General features: G+C 72.8%; 16 protein-coding genes. 11 read left to right on the top strand and 5 right to left on the bottom strand.

Annotated features, from left to right (window positions below; all coding sequences use genetic code 11):
* The first annotated feature begins 6 nt into the window (after positions 1-6).
* From VMI11_13690 to VMI11_13705, 4 genes are all read left to right on the top strand, one after another.
* Positions 7-1,353, top strand: a complete 1,347-nt coding sequence (locus tag VMI11_13690; GenBank protein HTY73456.1) for a pitrilysin family protein — start codon at positions 7-9, stop codon at positions 1,351-1,353.
* Between the two features lie 337 nt (positions 1,354-1,690).
* On the top strand, positions 1,691-2,866 hold the full coding sequence (locus VMI11_13695) for a hypothetical protein (protein HTY73457.1): 1,176 nt from the start codon (positions 1,691-1,693) through the stop codon (positions 2,864-2,866).
* Positions 2,867-2,875: 9 nt separating this feature from the next.
* Positions 2,876-3,622 carry a 4-hydroxy-tetrahydrodipicolinate reductase gene (gene dapB, locus VMI11_13700; protein HTY73458.1) on the top strand — a complete coding sequence of 249 codons (747 nt, stop codon included), beginning with the start codon at positions 2,876-2,878 and terminating at the stop codon, positions 3,620-3,622.
* Positions 3,623-3,706: 84 nt separating this feature from the next.
* A complete protein-coding gene (locus VMI11_13705; protein HTY73459.1) occupies positions 3,707-4,363 on the top strand; it encodes a GAP family protein in 657 nt (218 codons plus the stop codon).
* Between the two features lie 10 nt (positions 4,364-4,373).
* Here VMI11_13705 and VMI11_13710 read toward each other — a convergent pair whose 3' ends face one another.
* A complete protein-coding gene (locus tag VMI11_13710) occupies positions 4,374-4,826 on the bottom strand; it encodes a MarR family transcriptional regulator (GenBank protein HTY73460.1) in 453 nt (150 codons plus the stop codon).
* Positions 4,827-5,006: 180 nt separating this feature from the next.
* Between VMI11_13710 and VMI11_13715 the strand changes: the two genes are divergently transcribed.
* Both VMI11_13715 and VMI11_13720 read left to right on the top strand, forming a co-directional pair.
* A complete protein-coding gene (locus VMI11_13715; protein HTY73461.1) occupies positions 5,007-5,378 on the top strand; it encodes a VOC family protein in 372 nt (123 codons plus the stop codon).
* 106 nt (positions 5,379-5,484) lie between these two features.
* Positions 5,485-5,997, top strand: coding sequence for an LURP-one-related family protein (locus VMI11_13720; protein HTY73462.1), 513 nt, complete (start codon positions 5,485-5,487; stop codon positions 5,995-5,997).
* Between the two features lie 116 nt (positions 5,998-6,113).
* On the opposite strand, the gene VMI11_13725 is transcribed toward VMI11_13720, so the two are convergent.
* From VMI11_13725 to VMI11_13740, 4 genes are all read right to left on the bottom strand, one after another.
* The gene (locus tag VMI11_13725; GenBank protein HTY73463.1) at positions 6,114-7,439 is read right to left on the bottom strand and encodes a hypothetical protein; all 1,326 of its coding nucleotides are present in this window, start codon (positions 7,437-7,439) and stop codon (positions 6,114-6,116) included.
* A 173-nt stretch (positions 7,440-7,612) separates the two neighbouring features.
* The gene (locus VMI11_13730; GenBank protein ID HTY73464.1) at positions 7,613-7,915 is read right to left on the bottom strand and encodes an AzlD domain-containing protein; all 303 of its coding nucleotides are present in this window, start codon (positions 7,913-7,915) and stop codon (positions 7,613-7,615) included.
* 31 nt (positions 7,916-7,946) lie between these two features.
* Entirely contained in the window at positions 7,947-8,675 is a 729-nt protein-coding gene (locus VMI11_13735) for an AzlC family ABC transporter permease (protein ID HTY73465.1), read from the bottom strand.
* Between the two features lie 119 nt (positions 8,676-8,794).
* Positions 8,795-9,442 carry a GNAT family N-acetyltransferase gene (locus tag VMI11_13740; protein HTY73466.1) on the bottom strand — a complete coding sequence of 216 codons (648 nt, stop codon included), beginning with the start codon at positions 9,440-9,442 and terminating at the stop codon, positions 8,795-8,797.
* Positions 9,443-9,570: 128 nt separating this feature from the next.
* On the opposite strand from VMI11_13740, the gene thyX reads away from it, so the two are divergent.
* Genes thyX through VMI11_13765 form a run of 5 tightly spaced genes read left to right on the top strand, consistent with a single transcriptional unit; the run spans position 9,571 to position 17,763 of the window.
* Positions 9,571-10,305, top strand: a complete 735-nt coding sequence (thyX, locus tag VMI11_13745) for an FAD-dependent thymidylate synthase (GenBank protein ID HTY73467.1) — start codon at positions 9,571-9,573, stop codon at positions 10,303-10,305.
* Positions 10,306-10,329: 24 nt separating this feature from the next.
* Entirely contained in the window at positions 10,330-11,289 is a 960-nt protein-coding gene (gene dapA, locus VMI11_13750; protein ID HTY73468.1) for a 4-hydroxy-tetrahydrodipicolinate synthase, read from the top strand.
* Complete coding sequence (locus tag VMI11_13755; protein HTY73469.1) at positions 11,286-12,968, top strand: ribonuclease J; 1,683 nt, start codon at positions 11,286-11,288, stop codon at positions 12,966-12,968. Before dapA ends, VMI11_13755 begins: the two co-directional genes overlap by 4 nt.
* Before the next feature lie 4 nt (positions 12,969-12,972).
* Positions 12,973-15,231, top strand: a complete 2,259-nt coding sequence (locus VMI11_13760; GenBank protein ID HTY73470.1) for a glycosyltransferase — start codon at positions 12,973-12,975, stop codon at positions 15,229-15,231.
* Between the two features lie 9 nt (positions 15,232-15,240).
* Positions 15,241-17,763, top strand: coding sequence for a DNA translocase FtsK (locus VMI11_13765; protein ID HTY73471.1), 2,523 nt, complete (start codon positions 15,241-15,243; stop codon positions 17,761-17,763).
* The last annotated feature ends 304 nt before the right edge of the window (positions 17,764-18,067 follow it).

Genomic DNA, 18,067 nt, shown 5'->3' on the forward strand with positions numbered 1-18,067 from the left:
CCGCCCGTGGCGACCCTTCTCGCCGCCGAGCAGAAGCCCGGCACGACCCGCACTCTGCTGAGGGAGCCCGACGGGGGCGTCGTGCGCCGCACGGTGCTGCCCGGCGGGCTGCGGGTCCTGTCCGAGCACGTCCCGGGGGTCCGCTCGGCGGCGTACGGCGTCTGGGTCGGCGTCGGCAGCCGCGACGAGTCCGTCCGCCAGATGGGTTGCTCTCACTACCTCGAGCACCTGCTCTTCAAGGGCACGCACCGCCGCTCCGCCCTGGACATCTCCGCGGCGCTGGACGCCGTCGGCGGTGAGCTGAACGCGTTCACCGCCAAGGAGTACACCTGCTTCTACGCGCGGGTGCTCGACGCTGACCTGCCGCTCGCCGTCGACGTCGTCTCCGACGTCGTGACCTCGGCGCTCATCCGCGGCGAGGACGTCGAGGCGGAGCGCGGGGTGATCCTCGAGGAGATCGCCATGCGCGACGACGACCCCTCCGATGCCGTGCACGACGTCTTCGCCGAGCAGGTCCTCGGCGACACCCCGCTCGGCCGGCCGGTCATCGGGACGGTCGAGTCGATCGGGGCGCTCTCCCGCGCGACCGTCCACGGGTACTGGCGGCGCAACTACACCCCGGAGCGCATGGTGGTGGCCGCTGCCGGCAACGTCGACCACGGTGCCCTCCTGCGGCTGGTCCGGCGGGCCTTCGCCGGTGTGCTCGAGCGCGCCGACGTCGACGTACGGCCATCCGTCCCGCGCCCCGACACGGCCGCCACCCGGCGCGGCTCGGCCGTCCACCTCACGCCCCGGCGTACCGAGCAGGCCAACCTCGTCCTGGGCGGCACCGGCGTGAGCCGCCTCGACGAGCGGCGCTACGCCCTGTCGGTGCTGAACGCGGCGCTCGGCGGCGGGATGTCCAGCCGGCTGTTCCAGGAGGTGCGGGAGAAGCGCGGGCTGGCGTACTCGGTGTACTCCTACAACACGCAGTACTCGGGGGCGGGCCTCTTCGGGGTCTACGCAGGTTGCCAGCCCGGCAAGGTGGACCAGGTCATCGAGCTGTGCCGCGCCCAGCTCGACGAAGTCGCCGCCCACGGCGTCACGGCCGAGGAGATGGCCCGCGGGCAGGGCCAACTGAAGGGCCAGTACGTCCTCGGGCTGGAGGACACCGGCTCCCGGATGGTCCGCATCGGCAAGAGCGAGCTCGTGTACGGCGAGCACCTCAGCGTCGACGAGGCGCTCGGCCGCATCGACGCTGTGACCCTGGACGACGTACGTGCGGTCGCCGCCGAGGTGCTGGACCGAACGCCCTCGCTGAGCGTCATCGGTCCCTTCGACGACGAGACCAGGTTCACCAGCGCCGTCGCCTGACCCCCGGGCTGACCCGCCTCCCCGCCCAGCCGTCCCTCGAGCGCCCGACGCCGGCGTCGACCGCGCCAGCGTCGACCGCGCCAGCCCTCGACCGCGCCAGCGTCGACCGCGCCAGCCCTCTTCTGCAGAAGTCCCATTTGTCCGATTTCCCAGCCCACTCTGGGGGGACAAATGGGACTTCTGCCGCAAGGTAGGACGGCAGAAGTCCCATTTGTCCCTGGGATGTACCGCTGCAAAAGGGACAAAAGGCACTTCTGCAGCAGATGGGCGGGTAGGCCAGCCCCGGTGCGGGGCGGTGGGGTTTCAGCGGCCGGGCGGTGTTGCCGAAGGCTGCTGTATGGCTCTCGCGGTGCCGTCCCGGACGGCCGAGGCTTGGCTGGACGCCGAGCTGCACCGGCTCCGGGTGGAGCACCCGACCGCTCACGAGGTGGGTCGCCGCCTGGTCGGGGTGCGGATCCCGCTCCTGGTCGCGTTCGGCGCGGCGGTGGCCACCGCCGTCGACGTGACGATCGGCTCGACCAACGACATGCCGACCTTCGTGGCCGCCGGGCACGTCCTCGCCTCGGGGCACCCGTGGTCGGCGCTGGCCGACCCGTCCGTCCAGGTCGGCCCACTGACCCTCCTCGTCGTCGAGCTGGCGGGGCTGCTCGCCGCCATCGTCGGCGTCTCCGCGGCGATCGGCGCGACGGCGGCGCTCGGTGCGCTCTCGACGTACGCCGCCCTGCACGTCGCCAGGGACACCCGACCGCTCGCCGGGCGGGCTGCGGTCCTGCGTGACGTCGGCGTCGGGACGACCGTGGTCCTCGGGCCGGTGGCGGTCGCGGCGCTGTTCGGTCAGCTGGCCGAGTTGCTGGTGGCTCTCGTGCTCGTGGCGGCGGGGCAGCTCGCGGTCAGAGGTCGTGACGGCGCGGCGGGGGCGATCGTGGGGCTGAGCGTCGCGCTGAAGCTCTGGGGCGTCCTCGGTCTTCCCGTGCTGCTGCTCGCGGCCCGCCCGCGCGCACTGGCCGTACGCGCTGCCGCCTTCGTCGCCGTCGTCGGCTTCGCGTTCCTGCCGTTCTTCGCCGCCGGCGACATGAACTCCTTCGCGTTCCGCTGGACCGTGAACCCGGACACCCCCCTCGGCCTGCTCGACGCGGGCGCGGACTTCGGCTGGCCGTTCCGGGTCGCTCAGGGCGTGCTCGCCCTCGCGGTCGGGGTGGCGCTCGCACGCCGTCCCTACGCCGAGCCTTGGATGGTCGTGGGGGGCGCGATCGCCGTACGGCTGCTGACCGACCCCGCCTGCTACCCCTACTACGGCGCAGCGCTCGTCTGCTGCCTGCTCGTCGGCCTCTGGCCGGACCTGGTCGACCGGTGGGCGTGGTTCTGGCCGGTGTCCCTCGCCGTCTCGATCGCGCTCACTGTCGGGGACTACCTCGCGATCCACACCCTGCGCGGTCTGCCCCGCGACCTGCTGCTCGTGGGCGCCCTCGTCTGGTTGTTCCGCACCAGCGGATCGGCGGCGCGCGACCGGTAGCCTCGGCCCATGACCCGGGTCGGTGTGATCGGCGCGCGCGGTCGCATGGGCGGTGAGGTCTGCGGCGCCGTCGAGGCCGCAACGGATCTCCAGCTCGCCGGCGCCATGGACGTGGGGGACTCCGTCGCCGGTCTCGCCCAAGCCGGCGTCGAGGTGGCGGTGGACTTCACCCACCCTGACGCGGTGATGGGCACGCTGCACGAGCTGGTGGAGGCGGGCATCCACGCGGTGGTCGGGACGACCGGCTTCGACCAGGCGCGGCTGGACGAGGTCCGCGAGTGGCTGCGGCGCGCACCGGGGGTCGGCGTCGTCATCGCCCCCAACTTCGGCATCGGCGCCGTCCTCATGATGCGCTTCGCCGCCCTGGCCGCCCCGCACTTCGAGTCGGTCGAGATCGTCGAGCTGCACCACCCGGACAAGGTCGACGCGCCGTCGGGCACGGCCCGGCGTACCGCGGAGCTCGTCGCGGCCGCGCGTACCGCCGCGGGCCGCCCGCCGGCCCCGGACGCCACGACACAGGCCCTTCCCGGTGCGCGAGGCGCGTCGGTCGCCGGCGTACCCGTCCACTCGGTACGTCTGCGCGGCCTCATCGCCCACCAGGAGGTCCTCCTCGGCACCGAGGGCGAGACGCTGACCATCCGGCACGACTCCCTCGACCGCGCGTCGTTCATGCCAGGGGTGCTCCTCGCGGTGCGCGCGGTCGCGTCCCGCCCCGGGCTCACTGTTGGACTGGAGCCCCTGCTCGGCCTCGACTGACGCGGTCCCGCGTCGGACCACGGTCTCGTGCCCGGTGCGTGACAGCATGGCGAGTCCCGCTGCGTGGAGAGGTTCCGCTGGCCCATGGATCTCGGCTCGCTCCTCACCCTGGGCCTGCTCGCCCTCTTCCTCGCCGTCCAGCCGTGGTCGGTCCTCGGGGCGATCCTGCTGGTGACCAGCCGCGGCGGGATGCGCAAGGAGGTCGCGTACGTCGCCGGCTGGGTCAGCGCCCTCACGGTGGTCGCCGCGATCACCGTCGCCGTCTACCCGGCGGTACCCACGAGCGCGGCGGTGAGTACGGGCCAGTCCGCGGCGGAGCTCGTGCTCGGTGTGCTCGTCGGCCTCTGGGTGGTCTGGCGTTGGCGGCACCCGCAGGACGCGGGGACCCCGAGCCAGCCCACCTGGATGGGACGCCTGGACGGGATGTCGCCGCTGCTCGCGTTCGGGCTGGGCGCCTTCCTGCCGACGTACGCGATCGTCGTCGCCGCCGTCACCGAGCTGCTCTCCAGCGGACTGTCCCAGGCGTGGCTGGTCGTGGTCGCGATCTTGTGGGTGCTGCTCGCGTCGGCGGGGGTGGCGTCCCCGCTCGTCGTGCTCGTCCGGGACCGCGAGGGTGCCCCGGACACCTATCGGCGCTGGCGGGCTCGGATCGTGGCGCACAGCCGTGCCGTGGTGTACGGCGCCGGCGGGCTCGTCGCAGCGGTGCTCGTCGTGAAGGGCTTGGTCGGCCTGCTGACGTGAGGCCGTCTGGTCACTCGAGGCGGGACACCCGGGCGTCTATGCGCCGCATGACGCGCGAGAGGTCGGCGAGGTCGCGGTCGTCCAGAGCGTCGCCGAAGGCCTGCTGGAGCAGTGCGTGGTGGCTGTGACGCGCCTTTCGCACGAGGGCCCGCCCCCTGGGGGTGATTCGCGCGAACGCCGATCGCGCGTCCTGCGGGTCGGGTTCGCGCGTGAGCAGCCCCGCCGCCTCCATGCGGTCCAGGAGCTTCGACAGGCCCGACGGGGTCAGGACGACCGCCGCGGCCAGCTCGCTCAGCCCCAGCCGCCCGCCGCAGATGTCCAGCTGCATGAGGACGTCGTACCTCGACATCGTCAAGCCCGTGCCGGCGCGCATCGATGACTCCACCCGGTCCCAGAGGCGGGCATGGGTGCGGACGAGCGAGAGCCAGGCTGTGGTCCAGCGCTCGCTGGCCTCCTCGGTCACAGCCCGAGTCTACCCCAACTACTTGACATGCCAAATAAGTTGGAGTATCACTTGGCATGCCAACTAAACGGTGGGATCTCCGGGAGAGGGAGCGACTCGGACGTCCAGCCTTCACAACGGTGCCGGGCGGTACGACGATCGAGCCCGATGGCGTCACAGCACGAGGCAGGAGGAGTTGCGATGATCAGCGCGACCATGGTTGTGGCGACGGTTCCGGTCACCGACCTCGACCGTGCCAGGGAGTTCTATGGTGACACCCTGGGTCTCGAGAACCTATGGGAGACAACGGCCGCGATCCGGTTCCGCTGCGGGACGGTGAGCGAGATCTCGGTGTTCAAGCGCCCCCCGATCGCCACCGAGCACACCCTCGCCCACTTCGAGGTCGAGGAGATAGAGGTGGTGGTCAAGGACCTCGAGAGCAAGGGGGTCGAGTTCCTCGACTACACCGAAGGGCCTCTGACCACCACGGGCCACATCGCGCAGCTGGGCCCCGCACGTGCGGCGTGGTTCCGTGACCCCGACGGGAACACCCTCGGCCTGCGGCAGGCGTAGGGCGGCCACAGGACCCGCACAGGTGCCGGGTCTAGGTTGGACGGGAGCCGCGGGGCCGGTGAGAGACCGGTGGCGGCGCAGCGTCCGACTGGAGGAGGTCGAGCTCATGGGACTGAGGGATCGGCGTCACGGCGACGAGGCGGGACACCGGCGCTACCAGATGCGCGAGAAGCTGATGTCGATCGGTGACGACTTCTGGATCGAGGACGAGTCCGGGCAGCGCGCGTACAAGGTGGACGGCAAGGCGGTGCGGGTCCGTGACACCTTCGTCCTGCGCGACGCCTCCGGCCATGAGGTGGCGAAGATCCAGGAGCGCACGATGCGGGCCCGCGACACGATGGAGATCGAACGGGACGGCGGCAACGCCGTGGTGCACAAGGCGCTCGTCGGCATCAGGGATCGGTTCAAGATCGAGGTGCACGGCGGCAAGGATCTGAGCGCCCATGGCAACCTCGTGGACCACGAGTACGAGATCGAGCGTGACGGCGACACCGTCGCGACGGTGTCGAAGAAGTGGTTCCGGGCGCGTGACACCTACGGTGTCGAGGTCGCGCCCGGCGAGGACGACGCGCTGGTTCTCGCGGTCACCGTGTGCATCGACGACCTGGCCCGCGGCTGAGGCAGGCTGCTGGATCTGTTCGTCTCATCGGGGTCGCCCCTCCCGCCGGTGGCTCGAGCTCTGTCATGCGTTTCGCAAAGGTGCCTTAGCAGGACGCATGACACGTCTATGCCTGCTCACGGCTTGCGCGTCATGCGGTAGTGCAGCACGAGGAACGGCAGGTCGAAGACGCGGAACGCGTGCCGGGCGCCGAGCCCCTCGTCGTCGACGAACACCTCGAGCTCCTCGGCGAAGCCGTGGACGGCAAGCGCGGTGAGCTCGCCGGTGGCAGGGTCGACGTACGTCAGATAGTGGCCGGCGTGGCCGTACGGGTCACCGCGGCTCGCGAGCCGAAGTCCGCCGCCAGGGGTGTTGCTCGGCGTGAGCGTCGCGGTGAAGTTCGACTGCGGCGCCGGGAATCCCACGCTCACATAGCCGCGACCCTCGTGCCGGTACGTCGTGTAGATGCCGACGTAGATCGGTTCGTCGTCGTCGGCGTAAGAGCGGATCCACCCGCGGACGACGCCGGCGTCCGTGGTGACGGTGTCGATGCGGCTGCGCACGCCGCGCTGCGTCTCTCGCTGGTTCGTGGGGACGTTGGCCTGGCCGAGCGGCCGCGCGACGAGCGAGCGATAGAGCAGGTAGCCGGGCCGCACCCACGGTCGCCACCACGGCACGATGTCGAGACAGAACCGCGTCGTGTGCTCGTAGAACTCGCGCACCAGCGGGTCGACGAGGCCGGGGTCGAACGCCGGCCCGGCCAGGTCCGCGAGGGAGGCGACGATCCCGATGTCCGCGACGTCGGCCGCGTACGTCCCTCCGGTGGCAGCTGCCAGCTCGCGGACGTACCCGGTCCCGACGTAGCGCGTCGCCGAGGCGAGCGGCACGACGAACGGGAGGTCGCTGGCCGGCACCCGCTCCGCGAGCAGGCTCACCTGCGCGTCGCGGAACACCAGCGCCGAGACCGTGCGGTACGTCGCGACCGCCGCCGCTGCGACCAGCGCCGCGTTCGCCGTAGCGGCCCGATCGGGTGCCGAACCACGGTGGCGCCGACGGCCGGGGCCGGCGACCGTGAAGCCGGCGCCCACTGCGGCGCCGATGGCTGGGCCGAGCGCCACCTTCTGCGGGCGCAGACCGAGCGCCCCGGCTACCGCCCCGGCCCCGGTCCCCACGACCAGGGGACCGGCGCCGGCCCGATCCGCCGCCCACCCCAGGGGAGCCGCGATCGCGGCGCTCGCCGCGATCCGCGACCAGATCGCGGGGATCTCGTTCGGTTCCTGGCGGGCCCGGGCGAGGGCGTCCACGGCGGCGAGGGCCGCCGCGCTGGCGGAGGTACCCAGGACCCGCGCGCCGCGCGAGGTGTTGGCGAACAACGCCGCGCCCGCGGCCGCGCCGAGCGCCGCGGAGAAGGCGACGGCGTCCGCCCGCCCGGACCCGCGTCTCGCCCCGCGTCGTGTGGTCATGCGGTCGCGCGGGCGCCGATGCCCGAACCACGAGAACGCCCGCGCTCCGGCACCCTTGTCAGGCGATTTGACAAGGCCCCTTGATGAAGCGCATGACACGGGGAGGCACCCATGGCGGGCAGCATGCCAGGCCGACCCCTCGGGCGCGTTGCCGAGCCGGCCACGGGCGACGGTCAGGCGAGGGCGCGCAGGCCGGCCGCGACCGCGGCCGCCACGAGGACCACGACGATGAAGGGCGCCTTCAGCCGCAGGCACACGTACGCGGCGCCGAGACCCGCCAGCCGCGCGTCCACCTGCAGGCTCTGGCCGGACGCCATCACCTGGACCGCGGTGAGCGCGGCGAGCAGGGCGATCGGGAGCAGCACGGCGACCGCCCGCACCCGCTCGCCGGCCAGCCAGCGCGGCGGCACCGACAGCCCGGCCAGCTTGAGCAGGTAGCAGCCCACGCACGTCACGGCGACGGCCGCCGCGATCATCGCCGACGTCCCGTCGGCCCGCTCGCGCTGTTCACGAGCTTGCTCCCGACGTACCCGTCGCGAGGACGCGGGCGGGAGCGCGTACGCCGACCACGACCGCGACGAGGCCGGCCACGAGGACCGGGACGCCCGGGGTGACCAGCGGCGTCAGCAGCAGGGCGACCCCGGCCGCAGCGAGCGCGACCCGGGCGGTCAGCCGGTCCTGCACCCGCGGCCAGAGCAGGGCGAGGAAGGCCGCGCCGACCGCCGCGTCCAGGCCGTAGGTCTGCGGGTTGCCGAACGCGGCGGCGCCGAGGGCGCCGAGCAGGGTGGCCAGGTTCCAGCAGACGTAGACCGCGATGCCCGTCGCCCAGAACGCGAGCCGGCTGGCCCGGGGCTCCACGGGGTCCTCGTTGCCGAGGGCCATGGCCGTCGTCTCGTCGATGACCAGCTGGGCCGCGAGCGCCTTGCGGCCCCTGGTCCGCAGGCCGAGCAGCGGGCCGACCCGCAGGCCGTAAAGCAGGTTTCGCGTGCCGAGCAGCAGCGCGGTTGCGACCCCGGACCAGGGCGAGCCGCCGGACCCGATGACCCCGGCGAACGCGAACTGGCTGCCCCCGGTGAATGCGAGCAGGGACAGCGCGCACGTCTGCAGCACGCTGAGCCCGTTGGTCACGCCGAGCGCGCCGTAGGAGATGCCGTAGGTGCCCACGGCGATCCCGATGGACGCCGCGTTGCGCGTGATCCGCCGCCGAGCCGGGGGCCACGCCTCCTCCGTCGTCACCCGCTCGATCCTGCCCGAGCGGGGCGGCGGCGGACGGCTCTCCGTCCAACCTCGGCCGGCCGGCGGAGTGCCCGTGACCTTCGGCCGCGCCAGCCAGGTGCCCACGGCAGCGCCCACGGTCAACGCCGGCGACCACCCCCCGCGCCGGGGTCGGCGTGCTCCCGGGGGTCGTCGCGCAGGTCGGTGGCGAGCCTGACCTCCTCGACCCGGACCCGCCCGCTCCCGTCGAGGTCGAGCACGCGCAGCGCGTCGTCCTCGGCCCAGCCGGCGCCGTGCAGGAACCGCCGCCCGCCGAGATCCCCGACCCAGGCGTAGGCGGTCAGGAAGCCGAGGCCGCGCATCGTGTCGACGGCGGCCGCCAGCAGCCGGGAGCCGTGCCCCCGCCGCCTGGCCTCCGGTGCCACGACCAGGGCCACGAGCGCGGCCTCTCGGGCGGGGTCGGTGTCGGGGTCCTCGGCCGGACCCAGCGCCGCCATCCCGACGAGCTGGTCGCCCTCGAGCGCGACCAGCACCCGGTGGGACGGGGTGGGGGGCCTGACCACGGCCTCGGCCCACCGCGCCGCGAGCTCGGCGTCGTCCAGCGCGTCGAGGACCGCGCGGGGCAGGGCCGCGTCGGCCAGCCAGGCGGCGCGCTGGACGGCGGCGATGGCGGCCGCCTCGCTCGCCCGCGCGAGGCGTACCAACGCGTCCGGCCCCGCCCCGACGGCCTGGCTCCCCTCGGCCCGCTGGGGGCCGGCCCGCCCGGCCGCGCTCGGATCGCCCGCCACGGCCCGATCCTCTCCCACCCGCCCGAGTTCGTCCCTCCCGCGCGCCCCGAAGGACGGGGCCGACACGCCGGGTCGGGCCCCCCGGATCACTCGAGATGGTCCGAAGCCGCGGGGGTAGCCTCGCCGGCATGACGGAGTCGGGGGCCACGGCCGAGGTCAAGTTCCGCAGCGACATCACCGTCGAGCTGGTGAAGTCCTCCGCCGCGGACTCCGACGTGGCGTTCGCCGCGCGCGTGTCGACGGCGGGGGAGCGCTCGCTGGACTCCGTCGACGCCGACCCCAACGCGGCCGCCGGGCTGATCCGCTACCTCATGCGCGAGCGCCACGGAAGCCCGTTCGAGCACTCGGTCATGACGTTCTACGTGCAGGCGCCGATCTTCGTGTGGCGCGAGCACATGCGCCACCGCGTGGCGTCGTACAACGAGGAGTCGGGCCGCTACCGCGTGCTCGACCCGGTCTTCTACGTCCCCGGGCCCGACCGCAACCTCGTCCAGCAGGGCAAGCCGGGCGCCTACGAGTTCGTCGCCGGCAGCCCCGAGCAGCACGAGCTGGTCGACGCGGCGATGCGCGCGTCGGTCGGCCAGTCGTACGCGGCGTACGTGCGCATGCTCGACGCCGGCGTCGCCCGCGAGGTGGCCCGGATGGTGCTGCCCGTCTCGATCTACTCCTCCGCCTACGTGACGATGAACGCGCGGGCGCTCATGAACTTCCTCTCCCTGCGGCGCAAGGACGAGGAGTCGACGTTCCCGAGCTACCCGCAGCGCGAGATCGAGATGGTCGCCGAGCGCTACGAGGAGGAGTGGGCCCGGCTGATGCCGATCACGCATGCCGCCTTCGTGGCGGGCGGTCGCGTCGCGCCCTGAGCCGGCGCGAGTAGCCTGACGCTCATGCCAGAGTCAGCCGGCCCGGGGACCGCGGGGGCCGTGGGACCGACGCCGGCAGGCCGTACTCCGATCCCGGGAGCGCCCTTCGGCCGGGTCCTCACCGCGATGGTGACCCCGTTCACCGCGGACGGCTCCGCGCTCGACCTCGCGGCAGCGCAGCAGCTGGCGTCCGACCTGATCGAGCTCGGCAACGACGGCCTGGTGATCAGCGGGACGACGGGGGAGTCCCCGACGACGACGGATCGGGAGAAGGCCGACCTCCTGCGGGCCGTCGTCGACGCGGTCGGGGACCGCGCGTACGTCGTCGCCGGGGCAGGGACCAACGACACCGCGCACAGCGTCGAGCTCGCCCGCCAGGCCGCGGCTGCCGGCGCGCACGGCCTCCTCGTCGTCACGCCCTACTACAACAAGCCCCCGCAGTCGGGGCTCCTCGCTCACTTCACCGCCGTCGCCGATGCCACCGACCTGCCGGTGATGGTCTACGACATCCCCGCCCGCACGGGAGTCCCGATCGCGCTCGACACGCTGCTGCGCCTGGCAGAGCACCCGCGGATCGTCGCCGACAAGGACGCCAAGGGCGACCTGTTCGCCGCCCAGCAGCTCCTCGCGTCGTGCGACCTCGCGGTCTACTCCGGAGACGACGCGCTGAACCTGCCGCTGCTCGCCGTCGGAGCCGCGGGCTTCGTCAGCGTCACCGGTCATCTGGTCGCCGACCGGCTCGCCGCCCTCGTGGAGTGCTACCTCGCCGGCGAGGTGCTCAAGGCGCGGGAGATCAACGAGGGTCTGGTGCCGGTGACCGTCGGCGTCATGACGCGCACCCAGGGCGCCATCATGGTCAAGGCCGCTCTCGACCTGCTGGGCCGCACCGGCGGCGGTGCGCTGCGCTCCCCGCTGGTCGCGGCCACCGACGCCGAGCGCGCCCTGCTCGCCGGCGACCTCGCCCGGGCCGGCCTCACGCGGTGAGCCACCCCTCTCTCGGCCCTCCGCCGCCGCTGCCCGTAGGCGCCCTGCGGGTGACACCCCTGGGTGGCATCGGCGAGATCGGCCGCAACATGACGGTCTTCGAGTTCGGCGGCCGCCTGGTCATCGTCGACTGTGGCGTCCTCTTCCCCGAGGACGACCAGCCCGGTGTGGACCTCATCCTCCCGGACTTCGACTCGATCCGTGACCGGCTCGACGACGTCGAGGCGCTGATCCTCACCCACGGGCACGAGGACCACATCGGCGGGGTCCCCTACCTGCTGCGGGAACGCGCCGACATCCCGCTGATCGGTTCGCGGCTCACCCTCGCGCTGGTCGAGGCGAAGCTGCGCGAGCACCGGATCACGCCGTACACGCTGGAGGTCCGCGAGGGCCACGTCGAGCAGCTCGGTCCGTTCTCGGCCGAGTTCATCGCCGTCAACCACTCGATCCCCGACGCCCTCGGGGTCGCGCTGCGGACCCCGGCCGGCCAGCTTCTCCTGCACACCGGTGACTTCAAGCTGGACCAGCTGCCGCTCGACGGCCGAATCACCGATCTGCGGGCCTTCGCGCGGCTCGGCGAAGAGGGCGTCGACCTGTTCCTCGTCGACTCGACGAACGCCGAGGTTCCCGGTTTCGTCCGTACCGAGAGGGACATCGAGCCCACGCTCGACGCCGTCTTCAGCCAGGCGCAGCGCCGGATCATCGTCGCGTCCTTCGCGTCGCACATCCATCGCGTTCAGCAGGTGCTCGACATCGCGGCGCGACACAACCGCAAGGTGGCGTTCATCGGGCGTTCGATGGTGCGCAACATGGGGGCCGCGCGCGACCTGGGCTATCTACGCATTCCGCCCGATCTCGTCGTGTCCATGGACGAGATGGACAAGCTGCCGGACGACCGCATCGTCCTCGTGTCGACCGGTTCGCAGGGTGAACCGATGGCGGCGCTCTCGCGGATGGCCGCCAACGACCACCGCATCCGCATCGGTGAGGGTGACACGGTCATCCTCGCGTCGTCGCTCATCCCGGGGAACGAGAACGCGGTCGGTCGTGTCATCAACGGCCTGGCCCGACTCGGCGCCCACGTCGTCCACAAGGGCAACGCGCTGGTGCACGTCAGTGGCCACGCGGCGGCCGGCGAGCTGACGTACTGCTACAACATCGTGAAGCCGCGCAACGTGATGCCGGTCCACGGTGAGTACCGGCACCTGCGAGCCAATCGAGACATCGCCATGCTCACCGGCGTTCCGGCGGACAACGTCGTGCTCGCCGAGGACGGCGTCGTCGTTGACGTCGTCGACGGCACCGCACGAATCGTCGGTGCGGTCCACTGCGGATACGTCTACGTCGACGGCTCCGCCGTCGGCGACGTCGCCGAGTCCTCGCTCAAGGACCGACGTATCCTTGGCGTCGAAGGGCTAATCTCCGTGCTCATGGTCGTGGACGTCGACGCAGGGAAGGTGGTCGTGGCTCCCGAGATCCATGCGCGGGGTCTGGCTGAGGACGACGCCGTGTTCGACGAGATCCGCCCCCGGGTTGCGCTCGCGGTCGAGGACGCGCTGCGCGACGGCGTGGACGACACCCACCAGCTCCAGCAGGTGGTCCGCCGCACCGTCGGCCAGTGGGCCGGGGGGCATCTCCATCGCCGTCCGATGATCATCCCTGTCGTCGTCGAAGTCTGACTCCGTGTCCTCGTCCGATCTCGAGCCGATGCCGCTCGTCTCGTTGGTGGGACGCGGGGCGAAGGCGTACTACCGCCGGGGCCGGCGGATCGCCAAGCGCGGCAGCCGGACCGCGAGGCGCTACGCCTCGGTCGCCACCGATCGCGTGCTGGCGGTCCCGCACGTCGACCGGTACGCGCGCCCGGCCATCAGCCGGTGGGGCCAGAAGCATCCGAGCCTGCGCGGGACGCTGTACCTCGCCGAAGCTGAGCTCGCATCGGGTGACCGGGACGCGACCGCGATCCGCGCGCTGGTCATCGAACGCGCCGGGCGGCCGGGCATCGTCGCCGGGTACGTCCGCCTGCTGGACACCTACTACCCGGACGAGGCCGACGAGATGGCGATCGAGCCGCTCGTCGCGCACAAGGCGGCCTGTCCGCAGGACCGAAGCCTGCGCCCCCGCGAGCTGCGCCTCGTCGAGCGGGCCCGCGAAGGCTGGCTGACCGGCGATCCTGGGGCGCCCACGATCTCCCTCGGCCTCGCCCGTGCACTGATCCGGCTGTCGGACGACCAACGGGAGAACATCCGCTTCGGCGGTCGCCGCGTCCAGCCCTTCCTGCGCCAGCAGCTGGGGTTGCTCGTCAAGGAGGGCTACGGGGCAGAGGTCGCCGCCTTCATGGGCGAGGGGATCGGCCACGGCCGCACCGCCTCGGCGCTGGAGCTGCGGATCGCGGTGGCGTCCGCCAGCCCGGAGACCGCCGCGCAGGCGCTCGCCATGATCGAGGAGGTCCCCACCGAGGAGGTCACGCCGGCGTTCGCGGTCTGGGCGGCCCGCCGCTTCCAGAAGGACGACGAGCTCGGGAAGGCGTTGACCTATGCCGAGTGGGCGGCGCAGGCGGGAGACGCGCACGGTCAAGACCTCGCGCGCAGCATCCGGGCCTTCATCGAGGTCCTCGACGGCACCGTGGCCCCGTACCTGGATCGGCAGCCCGCCTTCGAGCCGGTCCCCGGGCGCATCCTGCACGTCGTGAGCAAGAGCCTGCCCTTCCACCAGTCCGGCTACACGATCCGGACCCGTTCCATCGTCCGCGCCCAGCGCAGCGCCGGGCTGGATCCCCACATCGTCGTCCGCCAGTCGCCGTACTTCGCCGCCGGAACCGACCACTTCGGCGACGTCGACGCCACGGTGGACCTCGACGGCACCCCCGTGCACCCGATCCGGGCGGCGTCGACCGGCGCACCCATCGACGTCGCCCTGCAGGCGCAGGTCGAGGCCGTGGGCCAGCTCGTCGCCCACATCCGCCCGTCGGTGATCCACGCGCATTCCGACTTCACCAACGCAATGGTCGGGCGCACGGTCGCCCGAGCGTTCGGCATCCCCTACGTCTACGAGGTGCGCGGGTTCTGGGAGGTCACCCGGCTCTCGCGTCATCCGCGCCAGGAGCCGACCGACCGCTTCCACCTGATGAAGCAGCGCGAGAGCCTCGAGGCCCGCTCGGCGGATGCCGTCGTCACCCTCGCGCGCACCATGCGGGCCGAGCTGGTCGAGCGTGGGGTGGCCGAGGACGCGATCCGCCTGGTCCCCAACGCCATCGACCCCGCGGAGGTGGTGGCCAAGCCGCGGGACCCGCAGCGACAGCGTCAGCTCGGCCTCGACGGGGCGGAGCTGGTCGTGGGGTATGTGACCAGCCTCGTCGACTACGAGGGCGTGGGCACCCTCGTCGAGGCGGTGGCGCACCTCCGGGCGATGGGCCGCGACGTCCGGCTGCTCGTCGTGGGTGACGGGCCGGTCCGTGAGTCGCTCGTGGCGCACGCATGGCGACTCGGCCTCGGACCGGCGGCCGTGTTCACGGGGCGGGTGCCGCACCGCGACGTCCCGGGGCTGTACGCCCTGCTCGACGTGTTCGTCGTGCCCCGGCTCGACCTGCCGGTCTGTCGCCTGGTCTCGCCGCTCAAGCCCTACGAGGCCATGCTGCTGGGCCTGCCCCTGGTCGTGTCGGACCTGCCGGTCCTGCGCGAGCTGAACGACTCGGGCGCGGTCGAGACGTTCGTCGCGGACGATCCCGCATCGCTCGCGAAGACGCTGCTGGGCCTGCTCGATGACCCGGACCGTCGCCACCGCAACGGCAGGCGCGGCCAGGAGTGGGTGCTCACCGAGCGCACCTGGGAGGGCAACGCCGCCCGGTACCAGGCCCTCTACGAGGACCTCACGACCACGAGCTCGCGGCAGCGCGAGGCTGCTGAGGCGGCTGAGGTCCCTGGGATTGGTGGGACGTCCGGCTAACCTGGCGCGATGCCCAGCCGTACCTCCGCCGCGCCTGCCCGGTCCCGCCGGGCCACCACGACGGCTTCCCCGCCTCGCCGGACCCGACCCGCGACGAGACCGCCGGCGCGTCGTCCCGCAGCCAAGCGGCGCAAGCCGCGCCGGACGGGGCCGGGTCCGCTGGCTCGCCTGGTCCGCGGGATCGGCCGCGGGCTGGCGGCGCTCTGGCTCGGCATCGCCCACCTGCTCGGCGGGACGGTACGCCGCCTCGGCCGCGGGGCCCGCAGCCAGGCCCGTGACCTCGACCCGGCGCACCGTCGGGACGGGCTCGGCCTGCTCCTGGTGGCTGCGGCGATCCTCGCCGCCGCGGGCGTCTGGTGGCGGCTGTCCGGCGGGGTCGGCACGGCGGTCCGCGCCATCGTCGCGGGCGGCCTCGGCCGGTTGGCGTGGGTGGCGCCGCTGCTGCTCGTCGCGGTCGCGGTGCGGTTGCTGCGCAACCCGGCCAGGACGTCTCCGACCGGGCGCGCGGTGATCGGCTGGACCGCGCTCCTGCTCGGCGTCACCGGCATGCTCCACGTCGCCGCCGGTACCCCGCAGGCCACCGACGGCGCCACGGCGATGCGCGCCGGCGGGGGCTGGATGGGGTACCTCCTCGCGGTTCCCCTCACCTCCGCGGTCACCGGGCTGGTCGCCTTCCCGCTCCTCGCCCTGCTGGCCGTTTTCGGCCTGCTCGTCATCACCGGGACGCCCGTGCACGCCGTGCCCGCCCGAGTGCGCGTCGTCCTCACCCGCCTGCTCGTTCGCCCGGCTCCGGTCGCGCCGGACACGATCGACCTGACCGGCGACGCCCCGGAACCCCTGCGCCGGCACCGGCCGCGCCGCCGGGTCGGCGTCGCGGCCGAGCCGGTCAGCGAGCAGCCCTTCGACAGCCCCCTGCTCGCCGCCCGCCCGCCCGCCGACTCCTCGACCGCCGCCGCGCCTGAGACCGACGAGGCGGCTGCCGAACCGGAGGCCCTCGCGGCCGCGCGTACCCGTCCGACGGAGCCCGTGCCCGCGCGCGTCGAGCAGCTCTCGCTGTCCGGCGACGTCACCTACCACCTGCCGGCCTCGGACCTGCTCGGCGGCGGTGCGGCCCACAAGGCCCGGACCGCGGCCAACGACGCCGTCGTCGAGTCCCTCACCCGCGTCCTCGAGCAGTTCGAGATCGACGCTCAGGTCACCGGGTTCACGCGCGGCCCGACGGTCACCCGCTACGAGGTGGAGCTCGGGCCGGCGATCAAGGTGGAACGCGTCACGGCACTGTCCAAGAACATCGCCTACGCCGTCGCGTCGGCCGATGTCCGCATCCTGTCGCCCATCCCCGGCAAGTCCGCGATCGGCATCGAGATCCCCAACGTCGACCGCGAGAACGTCGCCCTCGGCGACGTCCTTCGCTCCTCGGTCGCCCGTGCGGACCAGCACGCCCTGCTCGTGGGGCTCGGCAAGGACGTCGAGGGCCGCTACGTGTGCGCGAACCTCGCGAAGATGCCGCACGTGCTCGTCGCGGGTGCTACCGGCTCCGGCAAGTCCTCGTGCATCAACAGCCTCATCACCTCGATCCTCATGCGCTCGACCCCGGACGAGGTCCGGCTCGTGCTCGTGGACCCGAAGCGCGTCGAGCTGACGATGTACGAGGGCGTGCCGCACCTCATCACCCCGATCATCACCAATCCGAAGAAGGCCGCCGAGGCGCTGCAGTGGGTCGTGCGCGAGATGGACATGCGCTACGACGACCTCTCGGCCTTCGGGTTCCGCCACGTCGACGACTTCAACAAGGCCGTCCAGGCCGGGCGGGTCAACCTGCCGGAGGGCAGCGAGCGGGTGCTGCGCCCGTACCCGTACCTGCTCGTCGTCGTCGACGAGCTCGCCGACCTGATGATGGTGGCGCCCCGCGACGTCGAGGACGCGATCGTGCGGATCACCCAGCTGGCCCGCGCGGCCGGCATCCACCTCGTCCTGGCGACCCAGCGGCCGAGCGTCGACGTCGTGACCGGCCTCATCAAGGCCAACGTCCCCTCGCGCCTGGCCTTCGCCACCTCCTCCCTCGCCGACAGCCGCGTCATCCTCGACCAGCCGGGCGCGGAGAAGCTGGTGGGGCAGGGCGACGCGCTGTTCCTCCCCATGGGCGCGAGCAAGCCGGTGCGCATCCAGGGCGCATGGGTGTCCGAGGCCGAGGTGCACGCCGTCGTCCGGCACTGCAAGGAGCAGCTGCAGCCCAGCTACCGCGAGGACGTCACGGCGGTCGCCGGGTCGGCCCGCGAGGTGGACGAGGAGATCGGCGACGACCTCGACCTGCTGTGCCAGGCGATCGAGCTCGTCGTCACCACCCAGTTCGGGTCGACGTCGATGCTGCAGCGCAAGCTGCGGGTCGGGTTCGCCAAGGCCGGCCGCCTCATGGACCTCATGGAGACCCGAGGCGTGGTCGGCCCGAGCGAGGGCTCCAAGGCGCGAGACGTGCTGATCCGTCCCGACGAGCTCGACGGCCTGCTCGCCTCCATCCGCGGTGAGGGCTGACGCCGGCTCGCGGAGACGTGGGCTGACGCCCGCACGCCCCGGCGAGGGCTGCCGTCCATCCGGCCGGCCTGTTCGGCAATGAACGCGGCGTGGTTGCCCAGCTAGCGCAACAGCGCCGCGTTCATTGCTGACCAGGAAGCGGCTGCTGGTCGATCCGGCTGCCCAGATGTCGCGAGGTTAGGGACGCGGTCTGACTGGGAAGGGTGACTCGCTGGGAAGGGTGATTGGCCCGACCCGGTCGGGCCCGTTCAAGATCACCGTCAAGTTGGTCGACAAGGGACCCGGGACTAGCATGGAAAACGCG

The sequence above is a fragment of the Actinomycetes bacterium genome, assembly GCA_035506535.1.
GTDB lineage: Bacteria > Actinomycetota > Actinomycetes > DATJPE01 > DATJPE01 > DATJPE01.